Below are 15,689 nucleotides of genomic sequence, written 5' to 3'. Positions count from 1 at the left end.
GTCACCAGATCCGGCGCCGCCCGGCGCGGTGGTTGCGGACACCGCACGGCCGCCCGGGCGGCGGGCGGCCGGTCCGGTTCAGCCGCAGCCCGACCACCGCCGCCGCGAGCAGCGCGACGACGAGCGCCGCCGCGCCGACGACGAGCGGCCGGGACAGCGGTCCGCCGTCGGTCACCGTCGCCACCGGCACCGCCGGCTCGTCGTCGGTCGCCGCCCCGGCGAGGGTACGCGGAGGCGACGCGCTCGCCTTCGGCGCTGCCGGTGACGCGTCCGGCTCACCGCGGGCCGCCCGGAAGATCACGTCCGAGCAGGAGTAGTAGGTGTCCTGGGTGTCCGAGTTCTGCCAGATGACGTAGACGATGTGCCGGCCGGTGCGGTCGGCCGGCAGCCGGCCCCGCATCTCGTACGCGCCGGAGCGGATCGGCGGGTCGGTGACCTGCAGGAACGGCTTCTTCTCCAGGTCCGCCCAGGTCAGCCTCTGCTTCGGCGAGTACGAGCCGGTGGTGACGTAGTACCGGAACGTGCCCTGGTGCGGGATGGTGGTGCGATAGCGGAACGTGTGCCGGGCACCGGCGGTGAGCGTGGTGGCCGGCCAGTCGGCGCGCGGCAGGTCCAGCCCCCGGTACGCGGAGAGCCCGCCACTGCACAGTTCCCCGTCCGGGATGAGTTCCCGGTCCCGCCCGTCGACACGGGCCACCCGGATGTTGTCCCACTCGCGTACCGCCGCGCCGGCGGCGATCGCGGCCCGGCACGCGGCCGTCTGCGCCCGGCCACCCTCCGGCCCGCACGCGGCGGCCCGGCTCAGCGGGCTGGTCGGCGCACCGTGCGCGACGGCCGGTGTGGCGCCGAGCGGCACCGTCACGGCGACGGCGGCGAGCGCGGCGAACGCGCGGCGTGCGGCCATGTGATCGACCTCCTGCGCACTGGTACGGCCGCGAGGCGTCAAAGGTTCGATCCGCGCCGATCGGCCGGGCCGGTGTGACCGAACGGACAGGCGGGGCGGCGGGGCGCGTACAGGGGGACCTACAGTGACGAAACCCTGTGATCGAGGAGCGTCCCTTGCCCGAGCCGGAACCGTCCCCCGAGCCGTCCCGCGCCGCCCCGGCGGACGGGCCCGCGACGGGCGACGTCCCACCTGCCGCCCAGCCGTATCTGCTGGTAATGCCCACCATGGAGGGCGCGCCCCCGCCGGTGCCGTGGCCCGGCGCGGAGGGGCAGCCCGCCTGGGCGATTCCGGTCACCGTGCCGTCCGGCACCCAGGGGTACGCGCTGTTCCTCCCGCTGGTGCCGGCGACCGGCCAGCCGAGCGCGGTGCCCGCTCAGGCGACAGCGCCGGCCGTCGAACGCTCCCCGGTGGAGGGTGCCGCCCACTCCCCCGCCACCGGCGACGCCGCCAAGCCGCAGCCAGCTCCCGCGGGCGCGGGCGTGTCCCCGACCGGGGACGGTTCGACGGGGACGGCTGATCGTGGAGAGCCCGTCGCCGCCACGCCGGACGCCGCTCCGGCGGCCCGGCCTGCCGCCGCCCGAGCCGACGGAGCCCCTTCGGCTGCCGAGGACGCCGCATCGGCGGGTCCGTCCACCTCGGGCACCGGCACGGCGGCTTCGGCCACCGGTTCGCCTGCCGCCCCGGATTCGTCCCCGTCGGATGCGCCGAACCCGCAGGCCGGGTCCGGTGCGCCCGGCACGCCGCACGCTCCCGGCCGGCCCGGGACCCCGAGCGCGCCGCCGATCCCCGGTCCGTCGCCCGCACCGCACGCTCCGGGCATGCCGCCGCCTCCCGGTCGGCCGATGGGCGCGCCGCCGTACCCCGGCCCGGGGTGGACCGGCCACCCGCAGGCGCCGGTCTGGACGCCGCGACCGCCGACGCCGCGGACCTCGTTCCTCGGCGCGCGGTGGCCCGGCCCGAAGAAGGCGACCGGCCGGGCCGCGCCGCTCGCGGTGCTGGCCGGCGCGGTCGGCAGCGCGGTCTTCGTGCCGCTGGGCCGGGTCGGCGTCGGCTGGTTCCTGGGGTGGCTCACGCTCACCGTCGCGGTGATGCTGGCGGTCCGGGCGAAGACCGCTGACCTGCCTCGCGCCGACCGGCTCATCCGGGCCGGGTGGGCCGCGGCCGCGCTGGCCCTGATGGCCGTGCCGGCGTTCCGCAACGCCTGGTGGCTCGTGACGTTCTGCGTGCTCGGCGCGCTGGGCTGCGCCACCCTCGCGATCATCGGCGGGCGGCTGGTGCGGTCGATCCTGTTCGGCCTGGTCGCCACGCCGTTCGCGGCGCTGCGCGGCCTGCCCTGGGTACGCCGGCACGTCACCACCTCGGCGTCGGCGGCGACGGTCAGCAAGGTGACCGTCTCGGTGGTCGCCACAGTCGTGGTGCTCGTGGTCTTCGGCAGTCTGCTCGCCTCCGCCGACGCGGCGTTCTCCGAGGCGCTCGGCTCGCTCGTTCCCGAGACCGACATGGGTTCGGTGTTCAGCTGGGTCTTCCTGGCAGTGGTGGGCGGGCTGATCGCGGTCGCCGCGGTCTACACGATCGCCGCGCCGCCCGACCTGTCCACCGTGGACAAGTCCGGCGAGCGGCGGATCGGCCTGCTGGAGTGGGCCCCGGCCATCGGCGCGCTCGTCCTGCTGTTCGCCGGGTTCGTGGTGGTGCAGTTCACGGTGCTCTTCGGCGGGCAGCAACACGTGCAGCGCGTCGCCGGTCTCAGCTACGCCGAGTACGCGCGCAGCGGCTTCTGGCAGCTGCTCTTCGTCACGCTGCTGACGGTGGCGGTGCTCGGTGGCGTGGGCCGCTGGGCGCGCCGGGAGCGGCCGGTCGAGCGCGTCCTGCTGCGTGTGCTGCTCGGGCTGATCAGCGCGCTGAGCGTGGTGATCGTGGCGTCGGCGCTGTCCCGGATGTGGACGTACCAGAAGGTCTACAGCTTCACCGGTGAGCGGATCTTCGTGATGGCGTTCGAGATGCTGCTCGGCACGGTCTTCCTGATGATCATCCTGGCCGGTGTCCGGTTCAAGGGCCGGTGGATTCCCGGCACCACTGTCGCGCTGGCGGTGGCGATGCTGCTCGGCCTGGCGGTGCTCAACCCGGAGGACTACGTCGCGCGGCGCAACGCGCTGCGGTACGAGCAGACCGGCAAGATCGACGCCTGGTATCTGCGGGCGCTGTCCGCCGACGCGACGCCGTCGCTGGCCAAGCTTCCCGACCCGGTACGCCGGTGCACGCTGAGCTGGATCGCCGACGACCTCGCCGAGCCCGACCCCTGGTACGCCTGGAACCTCGGCCGCCAGCGCGCCCGCAAGGCACTGGAGGAGGTCGGCCCGCAGGCGGTCGGCGGCCCGAAGGACTGCCGCCGCGCGGACCAGTTCGACCTGCCGAAGACGCGGAGTCCCCGCTGACGTACCCGACCGGGCCGCGGATCGCCGCGGCCCGGTCAGGCGGGGCCGCCGCCGAAGCCGATCTCGTTACCGTCCGGGTCGCGGAAGATCGCCTTCCGGACGCCGTTGTCGTAGGTTTCCTGGGCCGCAGGCGTCAGACCACGGGCGGCGATCGCCGCGACGCGGGAGTCGAAGTCCTCGACGAAGACCGTCTGCATGGCGTGGCCGGCGTGGTCGGGCCGCACCTCGACGTAGAGGTAGCGGTGCTCGGCAAGCTCCCACACCGCCTCGTGGTCGTTGGGCAGGAACTGCGGCGGGGCGCCGAGCAGCCGCTCGTACCAGGCCGTCGACACGGCGAGATCGCGGATCGGGACGCCGGCGAACAGGTCGACAGTCATCCGGCCAATCTAGCGGCGCCGACGTGCCCGCGTGGGCTCACGCCGTACCGGCGCTTGAACGCCGTACTCAGGGCGAACGAGCTGCCGTAGCCGACCCGGCGGGCCACCGCGCCCACTGTGGCGCCGGGCTCGCGGAGCAGGTCTGCCGCGAGCGCCAGCCGCCAACCCGTCAGGTACGACATGGGCGGCTCGCCCACCAGCGCGGTGAAGCGCCGCGCCAGCGCCGCCCGGGACAGCCCCACCTCGGCGGCCAGCGACGCCACCGTCCACTGCCGGGCCGGGTCGTCGTGCAGTATCCGCAGCGCTCGGCCGACCACCGGGTCCGTGTACGCCCGGTACCAGGCGGGCGCGGCGGCCCCCGGCCGGGCGAGCCACTCGCGCAGCGCGGCGATGAGCAGCAGGTCGAGCAGGCGATCCAGCACCGCCTCCTGGCCGGGGTCGTCCTTGACGATCTCGTCGGCCAGCAACGGCACGAGCGGCGTGTCCCAGGACTCGCGGCGGACCACCGCCAGCGACGGCAGCGCGTCCAGCAGCCGCCGCCCGACAGCGCCCCGCACCGGGTACGTGCCGGTGAGCAGCACGGTCCGGCCGTCCGGCCCGTTGCCCCAGGTGCGTACGCCCCACCGCGTCATCGCGAACAGCTCGCGCCCGTCCGGCGTGGTGCAGCGCTGGCCCGGGTGCACGACCACCTGCGGCGCCGTGGCCGGGTCGTCCGCCACCGTGTACGGGGCCGGGCCGCGCACGATCGCCACGTCACCGTCGCCGAGCCGCGCGGCCTCCCCCTCCTCGGGCACGATCCAGGCGTCCCCGCGCACCACGGCGACCAGCGTGAGCGGCGCCTCGTCCCGGATCAGCAACGACCAGGGCGGGGAGAGGATCGAGCGCAGCAGAAAGGCGCCCCGCGCTCGGGGACCGTCGAGCAGGCCGGAAACGGCGTCCACGAGACGATTGAACACAGAATCGCGCGTCCTGGCCATGGGCCGTCTCACCGCGCGGCGGTTCGATGAACACATGCGACTCGTACAACAACTGACGCTGGTCGGCGCTACAGTCGGGGCCGGGCTGATGGCGGGCCTGTTCGCCGCGTTCGCGTACGCCGTGATGCCGGCGCTGCGCGGCGCGGACGACCGCACGTTCGTGGACGTCATGCAGCGCATCAACGTCACCATCGTCAACGGCTGGTTCCTGCTGGCCTTCCTGGGTACGCCGGTGCTCGCCGCGCTCGCGGCGGTGCTGGCGTGGCGCGGGGCGGCCCGGCCGACGTTGCCGTGGATCATCGCCGGGCTCGCCCTCTACCTGGTGATGTTCGCCGTCACGGTGGCGGTGAACGTCCCGCTGAACGACGCGCTCGCGGCGCCCGGTGCGGCCGATCCCGGTGCGGCACGGGAGCGCTTCGAGTCTGCCTGGGTCACCTGGAACGTGGTTCGGGCGGTGGCGAACACGGCCGGTTTCGGCGCGCTGTGCTGGGCGCTGGTGCTCACGGGCCGGGCGACCGGTTGAGCCGCTCGGGCCGCCGAACGGGGCTTCGGCCGGTTCGGCCGTGCCGCTACGACCGGTCTTCGATCAGCGGCAGGTAGCTCTCCGGCAGCCAGCGGACGACCACCTTCGGAAAAAGCGCCCCGCCGATCCGGCGGTAGAACCGCTGCGCCGCCTCGTTCTCCGGCTTCACCTCCCACCGGATGACGAGCCGGTCGGCGGCGGCCCGCTCGGCCAGCGCGGTCATCAGCAGGCGGCCCACACCGCCGTCGCGGGCCTGGGCGCGGACGAACAAGTCGTCGAGCGCGAGGATGTCCGCACCGCTCCACATGTGCAGTCGCCGCTGCGCGGAGACGTAGCCGAGAGGCTCGCCGTCCCGCTCGGCCAGCAGGACCGTCACGTCGGCGCGGCCGAGCACTTCACGCCACCGGTCGGGGGTGGCACCGACGTACTCGCTCTCCCCCTCGTGGGCCGCGATCTCCCGGACCAGGGCGTCCACGACATTCGCGTCGTCCGGACCGGCTTGGCGGATGCGGACGGCGTCGTTCACAGTGCTCTCCCTCACGGTCGGATCACGGCGGCCGGTGCCGGCGCATCGACCACAATCATGCGGCGCGTCCCCGCGGCTCGCGCTGTTCCCGCTGGTCGTTCAGCTCGGTGGCACTCTCGCCCGGCAAGGAGCGCGTGCCGTCCGATCGACCGGAAAAGCGATCAAGGACGGCCACGTTGCGCCGCCGAACCTGCATCTGCACACATTCACTATGCCTGCATCGAAGCGGCCGGAAAACAACAAACACCCTGGGAGGGTCGTTTCCCTCACCAGGGTGTTTCGCTCGGGTGGAGCCGAGGGGACTCGAACCCCTGACCCCCACACTGCCAGTGTGGTGCGCTACCAGCTGCGCCACGGCCCCTTGCGGTTGCACCCGGTCGCCCGGGCACGGAAAGAACTATACACACGCCGCCCCGCATGGTCATCTCGCGGGGGTCCCCCACAGAAGGGGTCAGTTCAGCGCCACGTCCGGCGGGAAGTGGGCCACCGCCGCCATCATGCCGCCCTGCCGACGCAACACCATCGGCCAGAGATCATCCGGCCGTTCGACGAAGGCGTCACCGGGCAGCGCATCCAGCACGAACCAGGAGCCCTCCTCGATCTCGCGCTCCACCTGCCCGGCGCCCCAGCCGGAGTAGCCGGCGAACACCCGGATCCCGCCGACTGCCTCGCGCAGCTTCTCCGGGTCGACGGAGAGGTCGATGGTGCCGACCGCGCCGGAGACGCGGTGGAAGCCTTTGACCGGCCGGACGGGGTGCCGCATGCGGGCCAGGCAGATGGCGGAGTCGGGCTGCACGGGACCGCCCTCGAACAGCACGGCCGGGTCGCGGGCCAGGTCGCTCCAGTCGCCGAGCACGTCGGCCACCGAGACCTCGGTGGCTCGGTTCAGCACCACCCCGAGGGCGCCGCCGGGTTCGTGGGCGACGAGCAGCACGACCGTACGGTCGAAGTTCGGATCCTTGAGCCCTGGTGTCGCGACCAGCAGTCGTCCGGTCATCGACTCCATGGCTCGGCCACCGATCGCCTGCCCCTCACTCTGCATGTCCGACACCCGTCAGCCGTGCGCCCGTACGGGCCCGAGGCCGTCGACCGTCCACCCTGTCAACGCCATGTCACGCACCATAGCTTGCGTTCCGCCCGCTGGTTAAGGTCTGACGGGCGGGTGATCGCTACGTATCGAGGGAGGGCCGGATGGCGGCGGAGGCCGAACTGGCGGTGATCGGCGGGTCGGGTCTCTACGCTCTGCTCGACGGGGTTGAGCAGGTGGTGGACACCCCGTACGGCGAGCCGTCAGGCCCGATCACCGTCGCCGAGGTGGGCGGTCGCCGGGTGGCGTTCCTGCCCCGGCACGGGCGCGATCACCGGTACCCGCCGCACCTGATCCCTTACCGGGCCAACCTGTGGGCGCTGCGGTCACTGGGCGTACGCCAGGTGCTCGCCCCCTGCGCGGTGGGCGGCCTGCGGCCGGAGTTGGGTCCGGGCACGTTCGTGGTGCCCGACCAGTTGATCGACCGCACCAGCGGGCGCGTGCAGACGTACTACGACCGGGGCGCGGTGCACGTGTCGTTCGCCGACCCGTACTGCCCGGCCGGGCGGCGCACGCTGCTGGACACGGCGGCCGGTCGGGGCGTGCCGGCGGTGGACGGCGGGACGGTGGTCGTGGTCGAGGGCCCGCGCTTCTCGACGCGGGCGGAGTCGCGCTGGTTCGCCTCGATGGGCGGCACGATCGTCAACATGACCGGCCACCCGGAGGCGGTGCTGGCCCGCGAGCTGGCACTCTGCTACACGTCGATCGCACTGGTGACGGATCTGGACGCGGGTGTCGAGGCGGGCGAGTCGGTCACCCACGAGGAGGTGTTCCGGGTCTTCGCCGAGAACACCGACCGGCTGCGTGGGCTGCTGCTGGACGCCGTCGCCGCGTTGCCGATCGAGCGGGAGTGCCAGTGCGGGAGCGCGCTGGACGGGATCAAGCTGCCGTTCCCGCTGCCCTGAGCGTGGGAAGCGCCCGAAAAGTCGGCTACGGCCCGATAGATTCGGCTGGTCGGGGGACCGGGCACCGGACTGTCTCCGGCGTCCGCATGGAGGACGGGGGCAGCCGGCGATGGCGACGGTGCGGGAGGCGACCTACGACCTGCTGCGCGCGCTCGGGCTGACCACCGTCTTCGGCAACCCCGGCTCGACCGAGGAGCCGTTCCTCCAGGAGTTCCCGGCCGACTTCCACTACGTGCACGCGCTCCAGGAGGCGTCGGCGGTCGCGATGGCCGACGGCTACGCCCAGGGCACCGGCCGGCCCGCGCACGTCAACCTGCACACCGCGCCGGGCACCGGCAACGGCATGGGCAACCTGGTCACCGCCTGGCACAACCGGACCCCGCTGATCGTCAGCGCCGGCCAGCAGACCCGCGAGATGCTGCTGATCGAGCCGCGCCTGGCCAGCCCCCGGGCGGTCGAGCTGGCCCAGCCGTACGTCAAGTGGGCCCACGAGCCGGCCCGCGCGCAGGACATCCCGGCGGCCTTCATGCGGGCGTACGCCTCGGCGGTTCAGCCACCGGCCGGGCCGGTCTTCCTCTCCCTGCCGATGGACGACTGGGACCGCCCGGCGGACCCGCCGCCGCAGGTGCGTACCGTCGCCACCCGGATCGCGGCGGACCCGGACCGGCTGCGGAGCTTCGCCGACGCGCTGGCCGCCGCCCGCGCCCCGGCGCTGGTGCTCGGTGCGGCGGTGGACCGGTCGGACGCCTGGCCGGACGCGGTCGCGCTGGCCGAGCACCTGGCCGCCCCGGTCTGGGCCGCCCCGGCACCGGAGCGGGCCGTGTTCCCGGAGCGGCATCCGCACTTCCGGGGCGTGCTGCCGTACGCGATCGGGCCGTTGTCGGAGGCGTTGCGCGGCCACGACGTGGTGCTGGTGGTGGGCGCGCCGGTGTTCCGCTACTACCCGCACGTGCCGGGCGAGTACCTGCCCGGCGACGCGCGGCTGCTGCACGTCACCGACGACCCGGACGAGGCGGCCCGCGCCCCGGTCGGGGACAGCCTGCTCGGCGACGCCCGCTTGACCATGGCCGCGCTGCGGGAACTGCTGCCGGCGACCGACCGGCCGGCGCCGTCACCGCGCCCGCAGCCGGCGCCGCCCGAGCCGGCCGACCCGCCGAGCGCCGACGCGTTGTTCGCCGCGCTGGCAGCCGCGTGGCCGGCGGACGGGGTGCTGGTGCAGGAGTCGCCGTCCAACCTGGCCGCGCTGCGCCGCCGGTTGCCGATCGAGCGGCCTCGCTCGTACCTGACGATGGCCAGCGGCGGCCTCGGCTTCGGGCTTCCGGCGGCGGTCGGCCTGGCGCTCGCCGAACGCGACACCGGGCGCTGCCGCCCGGTTGTCGCGGTGGTCGGCGACGGCTCGTTCCACTACTCGGTGCAGGCGCTGTGGACGGCGGCGCGGCTGCGGCTGCCGCTCGCCGTCGTGGTTCCGGTGAACCAGCAGTACGCGATCCTCAAGGCGTTCGCCGACCTCAAGCACACCCCGGGCGTGCCCGCGCTGGACCTGCCCGGGCTGGATGTGACGGCGGTGGCGCACGGCTACGGCTGCGCCGGTGAGGTGACCACGCTGGACGGGCTCGGTGCGGCGCTCTCGGCCGCGCTGGCCGCGGACCGGCCGACAGTGCTGCCGGTGCCGATCAGCACCGACGTGCCGCGGATCCTGTGAGGCTCAGCCGGGCCAGACGGTGAGCGGGGCGCCACTGGCGGCGTCCAGCACGGCCCGGCCGCCGAGCGGCGCGTCGAGCGTGACGCTGACCGGCTTCAGCACGAGCTGTGCGGTGCAGATGCCGGTGGACGTGACCACGGCGCCGCCGATCACCACCACGTCCGGCCGTTCCAGCACCAGCGGGGTGGGCGGGCCGTCGCAGGCGCCGACGCCGAGCACGTAGTCGATCCGGTTGCCCTCGACCGCCCGCAACTGCTGCGCGGACACCAGGCCCGCCGGGAGCGGCCGGCCCGGCACCGCGCCGGCGGGGGCCCGGCCGGTCACGCGCGGCGCGACAGCGATCCGGGCCACGGGTACGGCCAGCTCGTCCACGGTGAACAGCCAGGCGGGGACCTCGGCGCGGCCCCGGCTGGTCCACACCGGCGCACTGCCCAGCCGTACCCCGGTCACGGTGAGCGGGACGCACGGGGTCGGCGCCGACGTCGACACCGGGTCGTTCGGGCCGGGCCGCCCGGTCGGGGCCGGGTCCGGCGCGGCCGGGCGCCCGTCGCACGGCGGCGGGTCGCCCTGGCGGAGCTGGGCGTACGCGTCGGCGGCGCTCATCAGCGGCACCCGCAGTGTGCCGTCGGGGAACCGGATGGTGCCGTCCTTCGGCACGGCGGCCGGGATCGGGATCTGGTCCCGGTACCAGCCGGCCCCGAACGCCACCTTCGTCTCGTCGGTGAAGCCCGGGTCGCCGGTGAGCACTGTGGCGTCCTGGAGCGGCACGTACCCGTCGCGCCAGCCCGGCCCGGGCCGCCAGCCCGCGGCGACCTCCTCGGCCCGCTCGGTGAACGCGGGCCGCTGGTCCGGGCCGGTGGGCGGCGTCCGGACAGGAGCAGCGCCGGGCGTGGCGCAGGCGGAAAGGGCCAGCAACGGGATCCCGAGCAGGGCGAGCACGCGACGCATACCGGTTGGACGCGGGCCCGTCCCGGCCGGTTCCCTCAGGCTCAGTCCTCGCCGCCGAGGTCGGCCTGGTACGCCTCCCAGAGCAGGTCGGCGCCGTGCCGCCGGTGCCGGTCGAGCGCGCGCAGCAGGTCCACGGTGTGGGCGCGCACCTGGGCGGCGGACGCCCCGGGCATCCGGACGGCGTGCTGGAGCGCGGCCAGCGCCGCCAGGATCGCGGCGTGCTCGGCGACCAGCAGGCGTACGCCCCGGTGCAGCCGCGGCGCGGCGCGCACCAGGTCGGCGTAGTGACCGCCCGGCCCCTCGGTGACGCGGACGTGCTCGGTGAAGCCCTGCCGGACGGGGTCGAGGTCGGTGAGCAGGCGCTCCCGCCAGCGCGGACCGCCGGTGGCCCGCGCGAGGGCGCGCAGGGCGCCGGGAGCGGTGGGGAGCACGGAGATCGGCTGCTGGATCGGACTGGTGACCATGGGACACCTCCCGCTGCTGGGCGAACCCGTATGGCGATGGTGGACCTGGTTCGCGGCGCTGTCCAGCGGTCGAGGACGCCTCATCTGCCGCATTGGCAACAACTGCCCCGGCAGCCGCAGGAGCCTCAGACGACTGTGCGCCCCGGTCCTCGTGGACCGGGGCGCACAGGCCGTGTAGTGGAGGTGCCGGGAATCGAACCCGGGTCCTTCGCCGGTTTGTCAGGGCTTCTCCGAGCGCAGCTCGCTGTGCCTCTACTCGGCCCCACCGCTCACGCGAGCAAGTTGGTGTGACGGGCCCAGTCGCTGATTAATCTCGCCGCACGGACCCCGCGACCGGGTCCGATTGGCCAGCCTTCTAGCTGATGCCGGCTAACTGGGTCGAAGGCGCTCCCAGGCCGACAGACTTGCTACTCGCCTCAGGCGGCGAGAGCGAAGTCAGCGCGATTGTTCTTGGCGCTTATTGGTTTCCGACGACCGATTCTCGAGACGACGTCGGCTTCCTCGGCTCGCTTCCCCTGTCGCTGCGTACGAAGTCGAAACCAGTCACCCCCTCGTAGCGCTGCCCCTGTCGGCAGCACACCAAGCGTAACGCCTGGCGCAACCGGATTCATCCCGAGGCCCGCCCGACGCGGACAGCCGGACGAACCGGACGTATCACTCGGCCATGCCCTTGCCGCGCCGGCCGACCGCCCGGGCGATCTCCTTGGCGGCGTCCCGCTTGGCCAGGTCCTGGCGCTTGTCGTACGACTTCTTACCCCGGGCCAGGCCGATCTCCACCTTGGCCCAGCCGTCGGAGAAGTAGACCTGCAACGGCACCAGCGTCAGGCCGCTCTCCTTGAGCTTGCCCAGCAGCCGGTCGATCTCCAGCCGGTTGAGCAGCAGCTTGCGGGTACGCCGGGGCTCGTGGTTGGTCCAGGTGCCCTGGGCGTACTCCGGGATGTGCATGGCGTGCAGGTAGATCTCGCCGTCGCGCTCCTGGGCGAACGCGTCGACGAGCGACGCCCGCCCGGCCCGCAGCGACTTGACCTCGGTGCCGGTCAGCGCCATGCCCGCCTCGTACGTGTCGAGGATGGCGTAGTCGTGCCGCGCCTTCTTGTTGGAGGCGACCACCTTGCGACCCTTTTCCCGTGGCATCGGCGCCACCTCCCTTCCGGTCCGTCGCCGGCCACCGGCCGGCGAGCGAAGATCATGCTACCGGAACCACAAGGGCCCTCCCGCGCGGTTTATTCCGTGCGGGAGGGCCCTTGCCGGAGCCGGACGGGTGACTAGACCCGCAGGTAGAAGCGGAGCGTGACCCAGGCGGTGACCGCGCTGACCACGCCACCGACGGCGGCCATCAGCGGGAAGGTCAGGAAGATGTCGGACCACGAGATCGGGGTGATCAGGCCCTCCAGGGCCGCCATCGAACTGCCGGCCGCGAGCACCTTCACCGCGATCAACGCCAGCAGGCCGAGGAGGGAGCCGAACAGACCGGCCACCACCGCCTCGAGCACGAACGGCGCCTGGATGAACCAGTTCGACGCGCCGACCAGCTTCATGACCGCGACCTCACGCCGCTTGCTGTACGCGGCCACCTGGATGGTGTTCGCGACGAGCAGGAGGGCGGCGACAGCCATCACGATCGCGATCGCGAGAGCGCCGTTCTGGAAGCCGCTGAGCACGCCGAAGACCTTGTCGAGCAGTTTGCTCTGGTCGACGATCGTGTCGATGCCCTCGGCGGTCTTGTACTTGTCGTAGATCGCCTTGTACTGCTCGGGGTCGTTGAGCTTGACCCGGTACGACTCGGGAAGCTGGTCCGGCTTGACCGCGCTGACCAGGTCCGGGGCGTCGGCGTACATCTGCTGGAAGCGCTCGTACGCCTGCTCCTTGTTGACGTACGTCGAGTCCTTGACCAGCGGGTCCTGGCCGAGCTGCTGACCCAGCGCGTCGACCTGTTCCTTGGTGGCATCGGTCTTCAGGAAGATCGAGACCTCGACGTTCTCGTAGTAGAGGTCCTTCATGTCGCCGACCTTCTGGTACAGAAGGCCGCTGCCGCCCAGCATGAACAGCGACACCGCCATTGTGATGATCATGGCGATGGTCATGGTGACGTTGCGCCACAGCCCGACCAGTACTTCGGACAGGACGTACTTCATCCGCATCGGGATATTCCTCCGGCTCTCCGGCGTGAGGGTTCGTCGTCAGGGTCTACGGAACGTCGTCCGGCTCAGCCGTAGACGCCGCGGGCCTGGTCGCGCACGATGCGGCCGCTCTCGATCTCGATCACCCGGCGCCGCATCTGGTTCACGATGTTGGAGTCGTGCGTGACCATCACGACGGTCGTGCCGGTGCGGTTGATCCGGTCCAGCAGACGCATGATCTCGATCGAGGTGTCCGGGTCCAGGTTTCCGGTGGGCTCGTCGGCCAGCAGGATCAACGGCCGGTTGACGAACGCCCTGGCCACCGCCACACGCTGCTGCTCACCACCGGAGAGCTCGTGCGGGTAGCGGTGCTCCTTGCCACCGAGACCGACCAGCTCCAGCACCTCCGGCACGACGCGGCGGGCCACCGCCTTCGTCTTGCCGATCACCTCCAGCGCGAACGCCACGTTCTCGTACGCGGTGCGGTTCGGCAGCAGGCGGAAGTCCTGGAAGACGCAGCCGATGGAACGCCGGAAGTGTGGTCGCTTCCAGGAACGCATCGACGTGACGTCCTTGCCGTTGACGACGACCCGGCCCTTGTTGGGCGTGACCTCGTGCAGCAGCAACTTGATGATCGTGGACTTGCCGGAGCCGGATGGACCGATGAAGAAGACGAACTCGCCCTTCTCGATCGAGACGGACACGTTGTCGAGCGAAGGCCGGGACGCCTTCGGGTACGTCTTCGTCACTTGCTCAAGCTGAATCACGGGTCGGTAGTCTACGCGGTGTAACCGCAGAGCCAAGCCCCCAGGCCCGCCGAAGCGGTGCGCGTCATCGATTTACCCGGTCAGAACGAGATCGATGACGCGCTCAGTCCGACCGTGATCACGCACCGTCAGCGGTGAGCTGCTGCTGCTTCCGCCAGCGGATTCCCGCCTCGATGAAGCTGTCCAGGTCACCGTCGAAGACCGAGGACGGATTGCCCGTCTCCTGTTCGGTACGCAGATCCTTCACCATCTGATACGGGTGCAGGACGTACGAGCGCATCTGGTCGCCCCAGGAGCTGGTGCCGCCGGTCTTGAGGCCGGCGAGCTTCTCCTCCTCCTCCTGCCGCTTGCGCTCCAGCAGGCGGGCCTGGAGCACCCGCATCGCGGAGGCCTTGTTCTGCAGCTGGGACTTCTCGTTCTGGCAGGTGACCACGATGCCGGTGGGGATATGGGTCAGCCGCACCGCCGAGTCGGTGGTGTTGACGCTCTGCCCGCCCGGCCCGGACGACCGGTAGACGTCCACCCGGACCTCGTTCTCCGGGATGTCGATGTGGTCGGTCTGCTCGGTGACCGGCAGCACCTCGACCCCGGCGAAGCTGGTCTGCCGGCGGCCCTGGTTGTCGAACGGGCTGATCCGCACCAGCCGGTGGGTGCCGGACTCCACGCTGAGCGTGCCGTAGGCGTACGGCACCTTCACCGTGAAGGTGGCCGACTTCAGGCCCGCCTCCTCGGCGTACGAGGTCTCGTAGACCTCGGTCGGGTAGCCGTGCCGCTCGGCCCAGCGCAGGTACATCCGCAGCAGCATCTCGGCGAAGTCCGCGGCGTCCACGCCGCCGGCTCCGGCCCGGATCGCCACCAGCGCCTCCCGGGAGTCGTACTCACCGGAGAGCAGCGTGCGGACCTCCATCTCCTGGATGGCCTTGGTCAGCCCGGCGATCTCCGACTCGACCTCGGTCAGCACGCCCGGGTCGTCCTCCGCCTGGGCCAGCTCCAGCAGCACCCCGGCGTCGTCGAGCCGGGAGCGCAGGTCGCCGAGCTTGGTGATCTCGCCGTTGACGTACGACAGCTGCGACGTGACCTGCTGCGCCTTGGCCTGGTCGTCCCAGAGGTCCGGCGCGGAGGCCTCCTGCTCCAGCCGTGCCTTCTGCTCGCGCAGCTTGTCGAGGTCGAGCACGGCCTCGATGTTGCGCAGCGTGGCGTCGAGTTCCTTGAGCTGTTCGGCGTAATCGGCAGCGGTCACGACAGACAAGACTACCGGCGCGTGCGAGGAGTGAGCTTGCGAGCCCCGCAGTCACGCGCGAAAAGTCTGCGCTGCCTAGTCCGGCGGGTTCGCCGCAGGTGGTCAGCCGACCGGCGCGGTCTTGAGCCAGGACAGGGCCGCCTTGTGGTAGGCAACGGCGAACTCCAGCGCGCTGGCGTCGTAGCTGTCGCCTTCCTTCTTGGCGTTCTTGACCTGCTCCCGCACCGCCGCCAGGGCCTCGGTGTGGTACTCGTTCGCCGAGGCGTACAGGTTCTTGAGCTGGCTCGACGAATGCAGGTCGCCGAACGCGATCCGTAGCGCTATCGGGTTACGGATGGTGTCCTTGCCGGGATTCTCCGCCAGCCAGCGGGAGAATGTCCGTTTACCGGCCGCTGTCAGCGCGTACGGCTGGCTCATGCGCGGCCCGGGCTTGCCGAGACGCACCAGACCCTTCTCGGCCAGGACCGGTAGCTCGCGGTAGACCTGACTGCGGGTCATCGACCAGTACGGCGCCAGCCGGCGCTCGGCCGCGGCCATCAACTGGCCGCCAGTCATCGGGCCGTCGTGCAGCAGGCCGAGCAAAGCTGCTGCCGTCGGGTTGACTCCGGAATCCGCCATGCCCTCTAAGCTGCCACTTTGTCGGCTCTGGCGTCCAGGATTTGCCTATTTCGGCAC

The 15,689-nt window shown here is 72.2% G+C and carries 17 protein-coding genes, 1 tRNA gene and 1 other RNA gene; 4 read left to right on the top strand and 15 right to left on the bottom strand.

The genetic code is table 11. From position 1 onward, the window contains the following. Position 1: 1 nt before the first annotated feature. Positions 2–904 (bottom strand): lytic polysaccharide monooxygenase, encoded by a 903-nt coding sequence (locus MicB006_RS05360; protein ID WP_116504236.1) that lies wholly within the window; start codon positions 902–904, stop codon positions 2–4. A gap of 155 nt (positions 905–1,059) precedes the next feature. On the opposite strand from MicB006_RS05360, the gene MicB006_RS05355 reads away from it, so the two are divergent. Next, positions 1,060–3,378, top strand: coding sequence for a DUF4153 domain-containing protein (locus MicB006_RS05355; RefSeq protein WP_116511190.1), 2,319 nt, complete (start codon positions 1,060–1,062; stop codon positions 3,376–3,378). 35 nt (positions 3,379–3,413) lie between these two features. On the opposite strand, the gene MicB006_RS05350 is transcribed toward MicB006_RS05355, so the two are convergent. Both MicB006_RS05350 and MicB006_RS05345 read right to left on the bottom strand, forming a co-directional pair. Continuing rightward, entirely contained in the window at positions 3,414–3,755 is a 342-nt protein-coding gene (locus MicB006_RS05350) for a VOC family protein (protein WP_116504234.1), read from the bottom strand. After that, positions 3,752–4,696, bottom strand: coding sequence for an AraC family transcriptional regulator (locus MicB006_RS05345; protein WP_116504232.1), 945 nt, complete (start codon positions 4,694–4,696; stop codon positions 3,752–3,754). The genes MicB006_RS05350 and MicB006_RS05345 overlap by 4 nt, the downstream gene beginning before the upstream one ends. Before the next feature lie 70 nt (positions 4,697–4,766). On the opposite strand from MicB006_RS05345, the gene MicB006_RS05340 reads away from it, so the two are divergent. Beyond that, a complete protein-coding gene (locus MicB006_RS05340) occupies positions 4,767–5,255 on the top strand; it encodes a DUF1772 domain-containing protein (RefSeq protein ID WP_192900192.1) in 489 nt (162 codons plus the stop codon). Positions 5,256–5,301: 46 nt separating this feature from the next. Here the strand turns inward: MicB006_RS05340 and MicB006_RS05335 are convergent, their stop codons facing one another. The 4 genes from MicB006_RS05335 to MicB006_RS05325 all read right to left on the bottom strand — a co-directional run bounded on the left by MicB006_RS05335 (position 5,302) and on the right by MicB006_RS05325 (position 6,823). Then, positions 5,302–5,781: a GNAT family N-acetyltransferase gene (locus MicB006_RS05335; RefSeq protein ID WP_116504227.1), complete on the bottom strand. Its 480-nt coding sequence runs from the start codon at positions 5,779–5,781 to the stop codon at positions 5,302–5,304. 55 nt (positions 5,782–5,836) lie between these two features. After that, on the bottom strand, positions 5,837–5,983 hold the full coding sequence (locus MicB006_RS31795; RefSeq protein WP_161565910.1) for a hypothetical protein: 147 nt from the start codon (positions 5,981–5,983) through the stop codon (positions 5,837–5,839). 86 nt (positions 5,984–6,069) lie between these two features. Continuing rightward, positions 6,070–6,142: transfer RNA gene (locus tag MicB006_RS05330), tRNA-Ala, on the bottom strand. A gap of 90 nt (positions 6,143–6,232) precedes the next feature. After that, positions 6,233–6,823 (bottom strand): YqgE/AlgH family protein, encoded by a 591-nt coding sequence (locus MicB006_RS05325; RefSeq protein ID WP_073827004.1) that lies wholly within the window; start codon positions 6,821–6,823, stop codon positions 6,233–6,235. Between the two features lie 149 nt (positions 6,824–6,972). Here MicB006_RS05325 and MicB006_RS05320 point away from each other — a divergent pair, with 149 nt between their 5' ends. Then, positions 6,973–7,773 (top strand): S-methyl-5'-thioadenosine phosphorylase, encoded by an 801-nt coding sequence (locus MicB006_RS05320; RefSeq protein ID WP_116504225.1) that lies wholly within the window; start codon positions 6,973–6,975, stop codon positions 7,771–7,773. 109 nt (positions 7,774–7,882) lie between these two features. Further along, positions 7,883–9,475 carry a benzoylformate decarboxylase gene (mdlC, locus tag MicB006_RS05315; RefSeq protein ID WP_116504224.1) on the top strand — a complete coding sequence of 531 codons (1,593 nt, stop codon included), beginning with the start codon at positions 7,883–7,885 and terminating at the stop codon, positions 9,473–9,475. Positions 9,476–9,478: 3 nt separating this feature from the next. Here the strand turns inward: mdlC and MicB006_RS05310 are convergent, their stop codons facing one another. The 8 genes from MicB006_RS05310 to MicB006_RS05275 all read right to left on the bottom strand — a co-directional run bounded on the left by MicB006_RS05310 (position 9,479) and on the right by MicB006_RS05275 (position 15,632). Then, entirely contained in the window at positions 9,479–10,423 is a 945-nt protein-coding gene (locus MicB006_RS05310; RefSeq protein ID WP_116504222.1) for a hypothetical protein, read from the bottom strand. Between the two features lie 41 nt (positions 10,424–10,464). Next, positions 10,465–10,887, bottom strand: a complete 423-nt coding sequence (locus MicB006_RS05305) for a hypothetical protein (RefSeq protein ID WP_116504220.1) — start codon at positions 10,885–10,887, stop codon at positions 10,465–10,467. A gap of 175 nt (positions 10,888–11,062) precedes the next feature. Beyond that, positions 11,063–11,438, bottom strand: a transfer-messenger RNA (tmRNA) gene (gene ssrA, locus MicB006_RS05300). Between the two features lie 103 nt (positions 11,439–11,541). Next, entirely contained in the window at positions 11,542–12,021 is a 480-nt protein-coding gene (smpB, locus tag MicB006_RS05295) for an SsrA-binding protein SmpB (protein WP_116511188.1), read from the bottom strand. Positions 12,022–12,152: 131 nt separating this feature from the next. Then, on the bottom strand, positions 12,153–13,028 hold the full coding sequence (gene ftsX, locus MicB006_RS05290; protein WP_116504218.1) for a permease-like cell division protein FtsX: 876 nt from the start codon (positions 13,026–13,028) through the stop codon (positions 12,153–12,155). Positions 13,029–13,093: 65 nt separating this feature from the next. After that, a complete protein-coding gene (gene ftsE, locus MicB006_RS05285; protein WP_013284225.1) occupies positions 13,094–13,774 on the bottom strand; it encodes a cell division ATP-binding protein FtsE in 681 nt (226 codons plus the stop codon). Between the two features lie 118 nt (positions 13,775–13,892). Then, positions 13,893–15,014, bottom strand: coding sequence for a peptide chain release factor 2 (prfB, locus tag MicB006_RS05280; protein ID WP_073824629.1), 1,122 nt, complete (start codon positions 15,012–15,014; stop codon positions 13,893–13,895). A gap of 102 nt (positions 15,015–15,116) precedes the next feature. Beyond that, positions 15,117–15,632 carry a PadR family transcriptional regulator gene (locus MicB006_RS05275; protein WP_073824633.1) on the bottom strand — a complete coding sequence of 172 codons (516 nt, stop codon included), beginning with the start codon at positions 15,630–15,632 and terminating at the stop codon, positions 15,117–15,119. Positions 15,633–15,689 lie beyond the last annotated feature (57 nt).

The organism is Micromonospora sp. B006, assembly GCF_003408515.1.
Lineage (GTDB): Bacteria > Actinomycetota > Actinomycetes > Mycobacteriales > Micromonosporaceae > Micromonospora > Micromonospora echinospora_A.
This window is presented reverse-complemented; position numbering and strand designations above follow the sequence as displayed.